We start from the raw sequence: 13090 nt of genomic DNA, 5'->3' as shown, positions 1-13090 counted from the left end.
CCACGGACGGTGATGCCGTGCCTCTTCTATAACTCATCCGTATATTCGCGCCATTCCGCGTAGGGGGCTAGTGCGTCGTCTTCTGATTCGTATTCGCGCCAGTCCACGTCGGGTATTTCGTAATCTGGCTCGTAATCGCGCCAGTCAGCGTCCTCTATTTCCCATACAGGGTCGAAGCACGCGTCGATCTCCGCCTGCGTGTCGAGGTGCAGGCCGCACACCTGGCAGCGAAATGCGTATGCTGTGAACCAGACTGAGGGCGCAGCGTTGGTGACATTGCCAGTCTCCTTGTCCCAGTCCACGTCCCATTCCACACTGTGTTCACCTGCGGCGGTGCCGAACGATTCGCATACCGGGCATTTGCAGAGCCTTCGTGTGGCGGTCTCGGGCGCGGATTTCCTGAGAGCCTTGATCAGGCTTATGACAGCTTCGCCTTCAGCAGCGTACCTTTGTTCAAGCCTCGCCCGTGCTGAGGCGAGCCTCACTTCTATAAGGTGCGCGAGCTTGTTGCTGGCGTCCATGAGAAGTGCGTCAACGACGGGGAGTTGGCCGCGCCAGAAGTCGGCACGATCCCGGCCGAGGTCGGCGAGCAGTGCGTCGGCCTGCTGCGCGAAGGCTGCAAGAATCCGCTCCTCGACCTCACTGCTCTCGGCGGCGTGGACGATTCCGTTGCGCATGGCGATCAGAACGTTCAGGTCAGCCTCCACTGCCTTTGATCTGGTGAACCGGCTCACCCGTTTGAGAGCGTCCGACAGGCCGACCGTCCGGATCGCCGAGGGAGGAACACCAGTGCCTTCTAGGCGCAGCAGACCGATCACGGAGTTGACGCTGGACTCGTTCTTCAGCTCGGCCAGCAGCACCGGCGACCGCTGGGCCAGGCAGGCTTTGGCCAGGTGCTCAAGGGCTGTTCCGGCGTCTACCGGAACGCGTCGGCGATTGCCGGCGTGGTGAGCCTCAAGCGCGCCTTGCGCGAAGTCCCTGGCGCTTTCATAGAACGCATCAGGGCTGAAGGGATCGGCCATGCTGACGAGGCTAGCGCTACCTGGTATCCACCGTTGGTGCACACTGCCCCGCCCCCGGGGCATCGGGCGGTGTCCAGCTCGTTCCCAGCCGCGCTGCGATTAGCGAGAGGGCCTTGGCGAGTGCGGCGCATGTCTGCGGGCCGGGGGTGGACGTCGCGGGTGACCTTGGTGGCCGTCTACGTGGGGAAGATGCCGCAGAACTGCTCCGCCTGATCGAAGCAGCCGCCCAGCTCGCGAGCGCGAACGGGTGAGAGGTGCCGATCGAGTTCCGCGATGTTGAGTTGCGCGCTTTCGCGTGGCGTTTGCAGCCGGGCAGGCAGAATTCCGGGTACTTCCGGCCGCTCCCGAGCCCCGATACCTGGCAAAGAGAAGGGAGAAGAGCATGACAATATACAGTTTCCGTGAATAGACGTAGGATAGCCATACGAAATGGCAATATCAGGAGGTGCTTGATGCCACCCCAACCACCCCAACCGCACCCCTGGCCCCCCAAACCCCCGGGCCCCCGGCCTCCCCGGGTCCCCACCCCGTGGGTCCCGGGCCAACCGCCCAGACCGCACCCCTGGCCCCCCAAACCCCCGGCCAGATAGTAAGTGAGCTGATATCTCCAGATTGCTTACATATGTCTTTCCTGAGATACATACAATGAGCAGTTTCCGTGCTGGCGTGCTATTTTCCATGCTTGATCAGTGCCCCTGACTGGATCAAGCCTAACCGTCTGGCTTTACGAATCGCGTCCAACCTGATAGGTGCCAAATGGGTGCCAATGGATTTGCCGGGCGAGATCACTGCTCAAGGGTCTGCGGTGCCGAGCTGGGATGTGCCATTGGCGGTCGGCATCATGACTAGCATCGGCTTCACAAACCCGTAGCGGCAACGCTGTAGCGAACTTAATTCGACGGGGGAGAGGTCAGTCTCAGTGGCACCGCGCGGGGCTGCTCGAGGTTGTGTCCCTCAAGCCCGCTAGCGGATGAGGCACTCGGAATGGACACATTCGTGAGGCGAGCGACATGTCCCGTCCAACTCGCGTGAGACGGGACACGACACCCCCGGACCCCACGACCTCCTCCTCTGTCCGGTATGCCCGATAAGATACCTTATGTAAAGCTAGCTGTTCACGACCTCGTTCAGTACCTGTTTTCGAGTCAGGTCCGTGCGCGCGGACCTGGTGCATCCTGCTTCGTCCGCGTGAAGCTGGCACAAGAGTCAGGGACGGGTCCCTGGCCCCGTCCGCGCACCCGGAAGCATGCGGGGGACGTGCGCGCGAGAGGGGAGCGCCTGGTGCCTGCTGGCCACCGCGGTGCCTGACCCGCCAGGCCCGGCCGCTGGTTCCCCGGCATCAGGGCTAGCCTTTGCGCCCGGTGGCCTGCCGGGCCTCGCGCAGCGCCGCCACCATCATGGCGAGGTCACCGGTCAGGTAATCGGTGCAGCCGTCACCGTCCCATTCCGGCGGCAGCGGCTGGACGAACTCGCGCAGGACGATCAGCATCGCTGCGGCGTGCATGCCGCGGTCGGCCGGGATAGCGCCGGCGTGCACGGCCTCGTCAACGACCGCCGCGACCTGGATCACGGCATCAAGCGCGTCCTGGCGCTCCACGACGCCGCGGGGACCCGGGATCACGCAAGCCTGCCGGCCGGCGTACCCGGCCAGGAGGCGCTCCATTGTGGCGTACAGGCGCTCATCGGCGGCAACCGGCTCGCTCATCACCAGGGCAGCACCTCCCTCCGGCCATTCCCTGCGGCCGCAGACGAACGGTAGCACGAAAGTTACTCCGCGTGTCCAGCGGTGCCCGGCCCGGCGCTGGGCGGCCCTTCGGCCTTGTCCTCGGCGCAAGTGCCGCTTACGGTGCCGTTGCGGGCGTCGGACAACATCGGGACGTGGACCCGCTCGCCGTGCTTGGGGGTGCCTGCCGCCAGCACTGCGCGGCTGGCCGCCCTCACTCGCGGTGGGCGAGCCCGGCTTCTGGAAGCCGGGCTGCGCTGGCCTTCGAAGACCCCGCCCGGCGAGCGGCCCGCCCGCCCGGAGTGATCGTGATCGTGCAGGCGGCCTGCCCGGCCGGGCGGCGGCTAGGAGGGCCGGCTATTGTCCCTCGTTCTGCCGGCCCGCCTCCCGCGCGGCCCGCGGCTCAGCCTTCGGATAGTGCGCCGCGTTCTTCGTGCGCAAGGGTTTCGCCGGGTTGCGGCTCAGCAGCGCCTCCAGCGCCAGGTGCCTGCCGTCCTCGTCCAGCCTGCCCGGGAGCAAGCCCTCCGCGGAGGCCTCGACCACAATCGAGAGCGCCTTCTGGTAGCCGATCCCGGAAGCGTCCGCCAGGGCCCGGGCAAGCCTTTTCCGGTTCGTGGGATTAGTAGTAGTCACAGCGTGCCGGTCCTGTCCGCACCGCCACGGTTCAGCGCCCCAGCCCGCGCCGCACCTGGCGGCTGTCGAAGACACGTTTTACGTGTCGATCACACTTATGCCCGGAGCGACGGCTCGGTTCGCCGGGACACGCAGACAGCTGGAGGGTAAGCCGCCCCGGCAGGCACGCGCAGTTACCCAGCGGGCACTGTATGCGGCCGGTGCCGGGGTGTCAACGACTGGCGGCACTGCCTGCAGTGTCACTTCCAGACGCAGGCGAACACACCGGGCGCCTGAGAGGGCCTCCCGCCGTCCCGTCATGTGGTGACCCGCAGAGACGGAGAACGCCCCGTACTGGCCACCAAGAGTGAGATCTGGCCAGCCCAACCGGGCAGGACCGCGATCTCGCGTCAACATAACGCGGACGGGCACCAAATACGTCAAGATAACGCGGACGAATGGCCGTGCCGCCTCTGGGTCCGTGACCTGCGGGGATATGCGGTTTAACTTGGCCACAGGGCGCTATGCGTCCGCGTTATCCCGACGCAGCCTGCCGGAAAGGCCTGGTCCAGGCGAGCGAGAAGCCGACTGCCGAACCCGGTGGGCTGGCCAGAGAAACCCGGAGGGGATCTTCCGCCAAGATTACCGGGACCAGCAGCGGGGTGCGTCAGGGTGCCAGCACAAACGCGGACGTATCAGGTCAACCCGGACAGGAAACCTATCGAACACGCCAGCGAATTGAACATGATCATGCGTCAACTTAGCGCGGATGAGGACCGGATACGTCAGATATCGCGGACTGCGTCAAGATAACGCGGACGGGACAGCCGGCCACGCGGTCGCGGTCTCGGGCCAGATCGAGTACGGACTCAGCTTTACATAATGTCGATTATCGGCACTTAGGGGGAGTCTGGCAAATCACTGACCTCGAGACGGCTGTCCCGTGCCATCGAACATGCCGTATGCCAGCCATCGTGTCGCCGCTGCCCGCGACCTCGCCGACCGCCCTCCGCAAAACGGCCCGGTCCGGATCATCGACCGCGCAGGAAGTCGTCCCGCTGCCTGGTACCCCGGCTGGCTTATGACGGCTAGACGAGGAGAGTGCCACCGTCGACTATGCTGACGGTCCCGGTCGCGTAATCCTGGTCCATCAGCTGTACGTAAGCCTTCGCAGCGTCCTCGACCTCACCGACGCGGCCGAGCGGCAGGCCGCGACCGACGCCCTCATACATCGCTTCCCGGTCGGCTTCCGGCAGCTGTGACCACAGCGGACTGCGGATTATGCCGGGCGCGACCACATTCACGCGGATGGGTATCGGGGCGAGCTCAACCGCGAGTGACTTCGCGGCGGAGATCGTCGCCCCGGACGCCGCGGCGCCGAGAAACCAGCCCTCGCCGCCATGGAAGGCCGCTGTCCCGCTGGTCATCGTGATCGAGCCCCCCGGGCGGATGTGTGGCACGGCGAGGCGGATCGCGTCGAACGCCGACTCTTCGCCGCACCTGCGATACCCGCGGGGCATGATGACAGGTCAGCTACCGGTTTCGGCGGCACGGGCGATCTCGCCGTACTCGCGGACGCGGGTACTGTCGCGAGCGTTGTCCCAAGCCAGGCACACCTGGTTGGGCGCGATGTCGGTGACGTTTGGATGTGGGTGACGTCGGGACGGGTGTAGAAGGTGGCGGTGGATACCGGCAGTACGACGATCCCGTTCCCGGCTGCGACGTGCTCGAGTTTCTCCTCGACGCTCCGCAGCCGCGGCAGTGCGTTACGCGGCTTCTTTCCGCGCAGTTCGACAGCGATGTCACGCCATTCCGGCACGGCGTCAGGATCCTGGAGCAGGTGCTCGTCGGCGAGATCGGCGACTGCCACGAAGTCCTTATCGGCGAGCCGGTGATCCGCCGGCACGACCACAACCCGTGGTTCAAGGTTCAGCGACTCTATTTCCAGGCCATGCAGATCGGCCGGCAGCCGGATGTAGCCGATGTCGACGCGGCCGTCCCGGATTACATCGGTCTGGTTGAACCAGTCGGTCCGGAAGACCTCGACGGCAACGTCGGGGTGCCGACGGGAAAGCTCGCGGACGGCCGACGTCACAATGAGGCCGGGCATGAAACCGACAGTGAAGATCCGCTGGCCCGCGGCCACGTCTCGGACCTTGCGCCGCACCGTGTCCGCTGCCGATAGCAGGGGCCGCGCCTCGTCGAGCAGTGCCTCGCCGGCAGGCGTGAGTCGCGTCATCCGGTTGTCGCGCTCGAACAGTTGGACCTTGAGTTCGTGTTCCAGCGCCCGGATCTGGCGGGACAGCACCGGCTGCGCGATGTGCAGCGCCTCCGCAGCCCGTCCGAAGTTCAGGCGGTCTGCGACGGCCACGAAGTAGCGCAGCTTGCGCAGGTCCAGGTCCATAGCGCCCTCCAGCGACGATGCCTTCAGGGTATGACGGCCGACTGCTCATCTATTGCAACGCTCCCGCCGCTGCTCCCCCAGTCTTCGGTGACATGCGGTGCGAACGAGACGCGGTCGGCTCCGGAAACGACAACGCCGGCATCATCCGCGAACTGCTGCGGTTCGCCCGCGCCCGCACAGGAAGAGACCCGACCTACGCAGTCCCCTGGCCGGACCATCCTGACGCGCGCGGGCCTGGAGATTTGGAATTGTCATGATGACGGAGACGCAGTGCGGCATCGTTGTCTCAGGAACGTGTCAATTCGCAGGTTCTGTCCGACATGATGGCTGAGACGGGACACTGTCCCGTCTGAAAGCTGGCGAATCTCACTCATCTTGGCGAATGACTTGGCGGAGGCGAAGGTCATTCGCCAGGAAGACGGCGCCGGCAGTGACTCCGCGCAAGATCCCGTTCATCGACATCACCAACGCCTACGATCGCCCCGCCGCTTAGGGACCGTGCAGCTTGACGGCGCGGCAGGGTTCAGGCTACGAGGAGGCGAAGGCCGAGTTCTGCCGAACCGAGGCCGACAAGGTCGCGGTTGCGCTCGGCCCAGCGCCCCGAGGCGAGGTCGTCGCGGAGGCTGCGCACGGCCCGCTGCTCGGCCTCCGGCCCGACGCGTGTCCACACCGAGCATGCCCGGCGCACGTGTTCCTCCAGGTAGGCCTCGGGGCGGCGCCAGTATGCCTCAAGGAAGCCGTCGGCGCAGTCCCACGGGATGAGCACCGGTTCCGCCCGTCCCCCGATGGCATCGGCCAGCCGCGGCAGCCAGGTCGCGTCGGCGAGGCCGCCGGCCTCGGGCAGGTAGTCGCGGGTGAGCCAGAACCGCCGGCGCCAGGCGAATTCGCTGGGGTCGTAGGTGAACACCACCACGCGGCGGGCCACTCGCTGCATCTCGCGCAGCCCGGCGACCGGGTCCTGCCAGTGGGGGACGGTGCTGAAGGCCATCGCGGCGTCGAAGGACTGGTCCTCGAACGGCAGGCTCTCCGCGGCGGCGGCCACGCACGGCGCCGAGCCCTCAGGGCGCAGCGCCCGCATGACCGCCGACGGCTCCACCGCGGTGACGTCGCGGCCGGGCGGCTCGTAGGAGCCGGTGCCGGCCCCGACGTTCAGCACTGTCCGCGCGTCGCCGAGCGCGTCCCAGACCTGAGCGGCGATCCGCGAGTCGGTGCGCCGCGTCGCGGGGTACGCGCCCCCGATGGCGTCATACAACCGAGCGCCGAACATTTCCAGCTGTTCCTCTGGTGTCACTGCCGTTCCCTTCGCCCGTGCCTCGAGTTCCCTGTCGATAGCCGCAGCCATCGCATCGGCCCGGTCCCGATGTTCCAGCAGCAGGCCGCGCAGCCGGCGCAGGTGCGCGGCCGCGTCGGCGGACGGGTCGTCGACCACATCCGCGACCTCGCGCAGCCCGAAGCCCAGCCGCCGGTAGGCCAGCACCTGGCGCAGCCGCTCCACGTCGCCCGCCGAGTAGGCCCGGTACCCGGCTGCTGTTCGCGCCGACGGGCGCACGAGGCCGATCTCGTCGTAGTGGTGCAGCGTGCGGACGCTCACGCCGGCCAGCTCGGCCACGCGCCCCACGGTCAGGTGTTGCTCCACGCCGCCGACTATGCCGCATGACGTCACGTGAGGGTCAAGCCCCTGGCTCCAGGTGGCACCTCACGCCGAACTTCTCCGGAATCGACATGATGAGTGAGACAGCCAGGCGTTCTGGCGTCTCATTACCGTGTCACCTCGCAGGACTGGCTCGACACGATGGGTGAGACGGGACAACGGCCGTCGCTGAGCACGTCGAGCGTGGTCAGCATCCGGGCCAGGTGCGGCGGCTCGTAGTAGAAGGAGGCCAGCGGCGCTGCTGATAGCGGGCCCGACTATGGGAGGTGTGTGCCAAGTTTTATTGGCGAGTCCTTTCGGTGATCCGTCAACCGTTTGCTCAGACGGGAAGTTCGGTGATGCTGAGGGCGAAGTCCAAGTTCCCCACCCCGTGGTTGGCGAGGCCCACCGTGACCACGCCCGCTCCTTCCAGCCAGTGCGCCATTTTCAGGCCGCCGACGTCCAGCGGGCGCAGCCCGAGGCTCTCGATGAACGCCTCCACACTTGCCTTGGCCTGCGCATTATCGCCAGCGATGAAGACGTCGGGCCGACCCTTCTCCAGGACATGACGGAAGATGGTGTTGAACGCCTTCACCACGCTGGCGCTGGCCGGGGCCGCCTTGGCGGCTTCCTGCGCGATCGAGGTCTCCTCGCGGTGGGCTAGCCCGTCGAACGTGGAATTGAAGGGATTGCTGATGTCGACGATAATCTTGCCCGCGAGAGCGTCTCCGTACTGGGCGACGACCGGCACGACACCGTCGTACAACAGGGCGAAGATGACGATGTCCCCGGCCGGGGCGGTGCCCCATTCTCCCGTCGTGGCGCCGCCGCCGAGAGCCTTGGCCAGGTCAGCGGCCTTGGACTGATCGCGGCCCATGACCTCGACAGTGTTGCCGCCCGCTACCGCCCGCGCGCCGATGGTGCGGGCCATGTTCCCGGTGCCGATGATGCTGATGTTGCTCATGAGATGTCCTGCCCTTGTTGTGCGTTGTTCGCTTTAGATGGCGGTGGTGCCGCCGTCGGCGACGAGTTCCATGCCGTTGACGTAACTGGAGTCGTCGGAGGCGAGGAAGAGGGCGGCGGTGGCGATTTCGTCGGGGCGGCCCATCTGGCCGCGGGGGATGAGGGACTCGAACTGGCGCTTGGTGGCCTCGTCGAAGAGTTCTTCCTGCTTGGCGGTGGCGACCTGGCCGGGGGTCAGGACGTTGACGCGGATGCGGCGGTCCTTGAGCTCGTTGAGCCAGACGCGGGCCCAGGCCTGCTGGACGGCCTTGCTGCCGGCGTAGACACTCCAGCCGGGGAAGGCGCCCAGGGAGGCGTTGGAGCCGGTCATGAGGATGGAGCCGCCGTCGTTGAAGAGCGGGAGGGCCTTCTGGACGGTGAACAGGGTGCCGCGGGCGTTGAGCCAGAACGCGGCGTGGAAGTGGGCCTCGGTGATCTCGCCGAGCGGGGCGGGCTCGCCGCCGCCGGCGCTGGCCCACAGCACGTCGAGGCTGCCCTTCTCCCGCTTGACGGTGTCGTACAGGCGGTCCAGGTCGTCCAGGTCGGCGGCGTCGCCCTGGACGCCGGTGACGTTGCGACCGATCTGCTTCACGGCCGCCTCCAGGGCGTCCTGGCGGCGGCCGGTGATGAAGACGTGCGCTCCCTCCTCGACGAACAGCTTCGCGCCGGCCAGCGCCATGCCGGTGGTGCCGCCGGTGATGACCGCTACCTTGCCGTCAAGCTTTCCCATGGTCGCTCCCTGGGGTCGGTGGTGCCGTGCGCATTTGGGGTGACGGTGTTATGTACACCGATCCGTGTGCTTACGGTACCGGGCGCGCGGCCGGGACGCAAACTATGTACACCGGTCGTTACCCATTGGGGGTACCATCGACCCATGACGGAGTTGGAGAAGGGCCCCAGGGGTCGCCGCCGCGGCCGGGGCGCCCGCGAGCGCATCCTCAGCGCATCCCAGCAGCTGTTTCGCGAGCAAGGCATCAACCGCACCGGCATGGACCAGCTTTGCGCGGCGGCCCAGGTGTCCAAGCGCACGGCCTACCAGCACTTCACCGGCAAGGACGAACTCGTCGCCGAGTACCTGCGCCGGTTCGACCCCTCTGTTCTGTCCGGCGTGTTCGACCGCACCGACCTCACGCCCCGCGAACGGCTCCTCGCCGCCTTCGACATCCCCCCCACCACTCCCCTGTGCCCCTACATCGCCGCCGCCGTCGAACTCCACGACCCCCAGCACCCCGCATCCCAGTACGCACGCGACTACAAGAAAGCCGTCGCCGCGCGGCTCGCCGACACCGCCCGCGAAGCCGGCGCCGCCGACCCTGAACAGCTCGGCGAGCAGCTCGCGCTGCTCATCGACGGCGCCGCGGCCCGCACCCGGGTCCTCAACGCCGACGCCTTCCCCACCGCCGCCGCCATCGCCGCCGTCCTCATCGACAACGCCATCCCCGCCACAGCCAGCGATGACCGGCGACGGGAGGAAGTGTCAAGTTAACTTGGCACTCCGCGGCCGGGCTGGACGCGCGGCCGGTCGCGCGGCTGCACCTGCTGGTACGCGACACCAGCCGCCCGGCACCTGGCCCGGACCTACTGGCTTTTACGGAACTGGCCGCCCGCCTGCTGAAGGCCATGGCAGAAGGAGCTCGGGTCCGCACCCTGACCACGATGGCCGGCGGCGACCGCAAGGCGTACGAGAAGCGCGAGCCCGTCTTTGCCACGTTTTCCCGCACCGTCGCCTACATGGGGCCCTCGGGATGACTGTCACGGGACAGTTCCTGCACTCCTCCTGTGGAGCTAGATCACGTCTCGTCTGCGAGCTGTGGGTAGAGCGCCGTCAGCGGCTGCGAGAGGTTCTGCTTGACCCAGCGGCTCGTGTCGTCCGCGAGGACCTCATAGTCGCCCGCTTCGAGGCCGTCGTAGATCGCGGCGACGATGTCTCGCGGGTCCTCCTTGTCCACGTCGAGTCCGGCGGTCAGCGGGGTGTCGGTGTAGCCCAGGTGGGCGCCGACGACCTGAGTGCCCTGGGCGGCGAGCTCGAGCCGCAGGGTGTTGGTGACCGACCACAGGGCGGCCTTGGTCGAGGGGTATGCGCCGGTGGTGGAAAGCCAGCTCAGCGCCGAGTGGATGTCGACCAGCGCACCTCCGCCGTTTTTCACCAGCGCCGGCGCGAAGGCCTGTGCCACGGCGAGCGGGCCGAAGACGTTGGTCTCGTAGATGGCACGCACCTGCTCAAGAGGCGTGGCCAGCAGGCTGCCGCGCGCACCCACGCCGGCGTTGTTGATCACGATGGTGGTGTCACCCGCGGTGGCTGCCGCGGCAGCCACCGACTCGGGCTCGGTGACGTCGAGAGCGAGCGGCACGACCCGGTCGTCGTCCCATGTGCGTGGCTTGCGCGCGGTGGCATAGACGCGCTGTGCGCCCCGTGCCACGGCCTGGCGGACGAACTCGGTCCCCAGTCCCCCGTTCGCTCCGGTGACCAGGACAACAGACCCAGCGAGCTTCGTCATGAGCTGCCTTCCTTGCTGCTGACGGCTAGTGAGTTGGATTTCTGGACTTACTGCTGACCCGAGCTTAGCTATAGTCTGTTGGAAAACGCAACACACGGTTGGAGGCGTCCACGTGGCCGAGCACGGCACAGAGATCGTCATGGCGGAGCAGCCGCTCCGCGTCAGGCCGTGCTCCATCGCGGCCGCCCTCGGCATCGTGGGCGAGCGGTGGTCTCTCCAGGCGATCAGGGAAATGGGCTACGGTGTGCACCGGTTCGCGCGGATCGCCGCGTACACGGGTGCTTCGCGCGACATGCTGGCCGACCGACTTCGCAAGCTGGAAAACGCCGGACTGGTCGAGCGACGGCAGTACAGCGAGCACCCGCCGCGCTTCGAGTACCACCTCACCCAGGCGGGCCAGGAACTGTTCCCCGTGCTGCTCGCGCTGCAGGACTGGGGCAATACATGGGCCGTAGCCGAGCCCGCGGTCCAGCTCGTGCACGATTGCGGGCACCCGCCGCACGCAGTCCCCACCTGCCGGCACTGCGGAGCCCCGGTGACTCCCGAAAGCGTCACCGCTTTTCCAGGCAGGGGTGTCAGCGTAGTCCGACGTGATGACTCAGACGGGACATCCGGTTAGGGGCTAGCTCGACACCGACGTCGATGGGGATGCCGACAGCGCCGTGGCTGATGCCAGTTCCGAAGGCGTCGGCGTGGAAGTGGACGGAGCTGGGGTCGTGGGCGCCGCAGTGGTCGGCGTCGGCGTCGGCGTGGCGGGAGCCGACGTCTTGGGTACCGGGGTCGCTGGCGCCGACGTAGACGGCGATGCGGTCGGGGTTGGCCGAGGCGCAGTTGAGGACGGGGGCCTCGGAGACGGCGTGCTAGTGGGCCCCGGAGCGGAAGTGGTCTGAGCTGAGGGTGATGTTGACGCGTTCGACGGCGAAACCGTGGACCGCACGGGGAACGTCTGCGAGGCGGACGACGAAGGCACGGTCAGGCTCCCGGTCGCCGCCTGCGACGGATTGCCCACCGGGCCAGCAGCACGCCCGTTGACCTGCCGGCCGGAGTTGCGGCTGGGAACTGCGCCGATTTCGCCTGTCACCAGCGGGGTACTGAGACGGCTGCCGCTGGGATCCGGCGCTGACGGTGCTGTGGAACCTCGGTGAACGGCAGCCTCCGTTCCGTACAGGAACCCCGGCCGCACGAACGCGAGCAACAGCAGCGCCACTAGTAGTCCGCCTCCCGTGGTGGCGGCCGTTCGTGTGAAGACCTTCCTGAAGGCGCCAACCGGAGCGCCGCGTCGGTGGGCACCGGGTGCAACACGGGGCCTCCCGAACTCGGGAATGCGGCGCAGGTCTTCCATGACTTGCTCGCTCAGTTCGGCGCCGGCCAAGACAGGCAGGAGTGCGGGCGCCCACCACGCCATGCAGTCGTCACTGTTCTCCTGGCAGATGGCGCACTGGCTCAGGTGGCGTGTCACGGCCAGCCGAAGTGCAGCGGGCAATACCGCGATGTGCCGCTGGCCATCTTCTCGCGGATCGCCGTCACGCGGAGCGTTGGCCAGTATCTGCCGCAGTTCCCAGCACCCGGGAGCCTCATTGCCCGGATCCGAGGCGGTCTCCGCGGCGGTGAGCGCGGTGACCTCGAAGGCGCGCATGATTGCCTGCTGGTTCTCGCGGCGCAGCCGCTGAACCTCGGAAACGTCGCTGCCTAGTTCCAGTGCCGCGTTCCGGCTGTTCAGGCCCCTCGTGACGAACAGGTCGTACAGCCGTTGCCGGGGTTCAGGAAGCGTGGCCACGATCTGGTCCAGCCAGTGCCGCACCGATGCCCGCGCAGCTGATGATTCCCGCAGCTCGGAAAAATGAGCAGCTACATCGGCCTGCAACGCTTCCCAGTCGATGTCATGAATGCCGTGGGCCTCGATGCCGACCAGCCAGGCCCGCAGCAGATCCGGACGCGCCAGTTTCGCGGAGTCGGCCATTGCCAGGCCGGCGGCAATGAAAACATCACCGGCAGCGGCGACCGCCGCGTCGGCGTCGGGCCATAGTCGTTCGGCGCAGCGAGCCAGCACCTCGTCGCGATGCCGGCGGACAACGTTGGCGAACACCGCGGCGCTTTCCTGCCTGGTCTGAGCTTGCCTGAACCGCAGCACTAGCGCGGCATCGGCATCTCCCCCGTCGTTCGCGGTCATGAAGGCCACCTCATTCATGCCAGTCGAAT

General features: G+C 67.2%; 13 protein-coding genes. 3 read left to right on the top strand and 10 right to left on the bottom strand.

All coding sequences use genetic code 11. The features are described from left to right. Window positions 1-26 precede the first annotated feature (26 nt). The 8 genes from EAS64_RS10425 to EAS64_RS10385 all read right to left on the bottom strand — a co-directional run bounded on the left by EAS64_RS10425 (window position 27) and on the right by EAS64_RS10385 (window position 9123). A complete protein-coding gene (locus EAS64_RS10425; RefSeq protein ID WP_145852733.1) occupies window positions 27-1022 on the bottom strand; it encodes a hypothetical protein in 996 nt (331 codons plus the stop codon). Between the two features lie 1345 nt (window positions 1023-2367). Further along, on the bottom strand, window positions 2368-2727 hold the full coding sequence (locus EAS64_RS10420; RefSeq protein ID WP_145852732.1) for a hypothetical protein: 360 nt from the start codon (window positions 2725-2727) through the stop codon (window positions 2368-2370). A gap of 375 nt (window positions 2728-3102) precedes the next feature. Then, window positions 3103-3378: a hypothetical protein gene (locus tag EAS64_RS10415; protein ID WP_145852731.1), complete on the bottom strand. Its 276-nt coding sequence runs from the start codon at window positions 3376-3378 to the stop codon at window positions 3103-3105. Between the two features lie 1067 nt (window positions 3379-4445). Continuing rightward, window positions 4446-4784 carry an SDR family oxidoreductase gene (locus EAS64_RS10410; protein WP_246115619.1) on the bottom strand — a complete coding sequence of 113 codons (339 nt, stop codon included), beginning with the start codon at window positions 4782-4784 and terminating at the stop codon, window positions 4446-4448. After that, window positions 4781-5761, bottom strand: coding sequence for a LysR family transcriptional regulator (locus EAS64_RS10405; RefSeq protein WP_187365823.1), 981 nt, complete (start codon window positions 5759-5761; stop codon window positions 4781-4783). The genes EAS64_RS10410 and EAS64_RS10405 overlap by 4 nt, the downstream gene beginning before the upstream one ends. 523 nt (window positions 5762-6284) lie before the next feature. Then, window positions 6285-7397 (bottom strand): MerR family transcriptional regulator, encoded by a 1113-nt coding sequence (locus EAS64_RS10400; protein ID WP_145852729.1) that lies wholly within the window; start codon window positions 7395-7397, stop codon window positions 6285-6287. Between the two features lie 334 nt (window positions 7398-7731). Further along, the gene (locus tag EAS64_RS10390) at window positions 7732-8355 is read right to left on the bottom strand and encodes an NADPH-dependent F420 reductase (protein ID WP_145852728.1); all 624 of its coding nucleotides are present in this window, start codon (window positions 8353-8355) and stop codon (window positions 7732-7734) included. A gap of 33 nt (window positions 8356-8388) precedes the next feature. Next, the gene (locus EAS64_RS10385) at window positions 8389-9123 is read right to left on the bottom strand and encodes an SDR family NAD(P)-dependent oxidoreductase (RefSeq protein ID WP_145852727.1); all 735 of its coding nucleotides are present in this window, start codon (window positions 9121-9123) and stop codon (window positions 8389-8391) included. A 144-nt stretch (window positions 9124-9267) separates the two neighbouring features. On the opposite strand from EAS64_RS10385, the gene EAS64_RS10380 reads away from it, so the two are divergent. Both EAS64_RS10380 and EAS64_RS10375 read left to right on the top strand, forming a co-directional pair. Next, entirely contained in the window at window positions 9268-9879 is a 612-nt protein-coding gene (locus EAS64_RS10380) for a TetR/AcrR family transcriptional regulator (RefSeq protein ID WP_145852726.1), read from the top strand. Window positions 9880-10013: 134 nt separating this feature from the next. Further along, on the top strand, window positions 10014-10142 hold the full coding sequence (locus tag EAS64_RS10375) for an NAD(P)-binding domain-containing protein (protein ID WP_145852725.1): 129 nt from the start codon (window positions 10014-10016) through the stop codon (window positions 10140-10142). 41 nt (window positions 10143-10183) lie between these two features. Here the strand turns inward: EAS64_RS10375 and EAS64_RS10370 are convergent, their stop codons facing one another. Then, window positions 10184-10891, bottom strand: a complete 708-nt coding sequence (locus EAS64_RS10370; RefSeq protein WP_145852724.1) for an SDR family oxidoreductase — start codon at window positions 10889-10891, stop codon at window positions 10184-10186. A gap of 112 nt (window positions 10892-11003) precedes the next feature. Between EAS64_RS10370 and EAS64_RS10365 the strand changes: the two genes are divergently transcribed. Next, entirely contained in the window at window positions 11004-11510 is a 507-nt protein-coding gene (locus EAS64_RS10365; RefSeq protein WP_246115618.1) for a winged helix-turn-helix transcriptional regulator, read from the top strand. Window positions 11511-11513: 3 nt separating this feature from the next. Here EAS64_RS10365 and EAS64_RS10360 read toward each other — a convergent pair whose 3' ends face one another. Beyond that, the gene (locus tag EAS64_RS10360; protein WP_145852723.1) at window positions 11514-13061 is read right to left on the bottom strand and encodes a hypothetical protein; all 1548 of its coding nucleotides are present in this window, start codon (window positions 13059-13061) and stop codon (window positions 11514-11516) included. Window positions 13062-13090: the final 29 nt, after the last annotated feature.

This window comes from Trebonia kvetii (assembly GCF_007827045.1).
Classification (GTDB): Bacteria; Actinomycetota; Actinomycetes; order Streptosporangiales; family Streptosporangiaceae; genus Trebonia; species Trebonia kvetii.
The sequence above is the reverse complement of the archived record's forward strand: the minus strand, read 5'-3'. Positions and strand labels throughout refer to the sequence as shown.

Coding starts and splice junctions, on each gene's coding strand:
- EAS64_RS10370 (WP_145852724.1), bottom strand. CDS start 10,891: ATGACGAAGCTCGCTGGGTCTGTTGTCCTGGTCACCGGAGCGAACGGG.
- EAS64_RS10390 (WP_145852728.1), bottom strand. CDS start 8,355: ATGAGCAACATCAGCATCATCGGCACCGGGAACATGGCCCGCACCATC.
- EAS64_RS10405 (WP_187365823.1), bottom strand. CDS start 5,761: ATGGACCTGGACCTGCGCAAGCTGCGCTACTTCGTGGCCGTCGCAGAC.
- EAS64_RS10385 (WP_145852727.1), bottom strand. CDS start 9,123: ATGGGAAAGCTTGACGGCAAGGTAGCGGTCATCACCGGCGGCACCACC.
- EAS64_RS10360 (WP_145852723.1), bottom strand. CDS start 13,061: ATGACCGCGAACGACGGGGGAGATGCCGATGCCGCGCTAGTGCTGCGG.
- EAS64_RS10425 (WP_145852733.1), bottom strand. CDS start 1,022: ATGGCCGATCCCTTCAGCCCTGATGCGTTCTATGAAAGCGCCAGGGAC.
- EAS64_RS10410 (WP_246115619.1), bottom strand. CDS start 4,784: ATGACCAGCGGGACAGCGGCCTTCCATGGCGGCGAGGGCTGGTTTCTC.
- EAS64_RS10375 (WP_145852725.1), top strand. CDS start 10,014: ATGGCAGAAGGAGCTCGGGTCCGCACCCTGACCACGATGGCCGGCGGC.
- EAS64_RS10380 (WP_145852726.1), top strand. CDS start 9,268: ATGACGGAGTTGGAGAAGGGCCCCAGGGGTCGCCGCCGCGGCCGGGGC.
- EAS64_RS10420 (WP_145852732.1), bottom strand. CDS start 2,727: ATGAGCGAGCCGGTTGCCGCCGATGAGCGCCTGTACGCCACAATGGAG.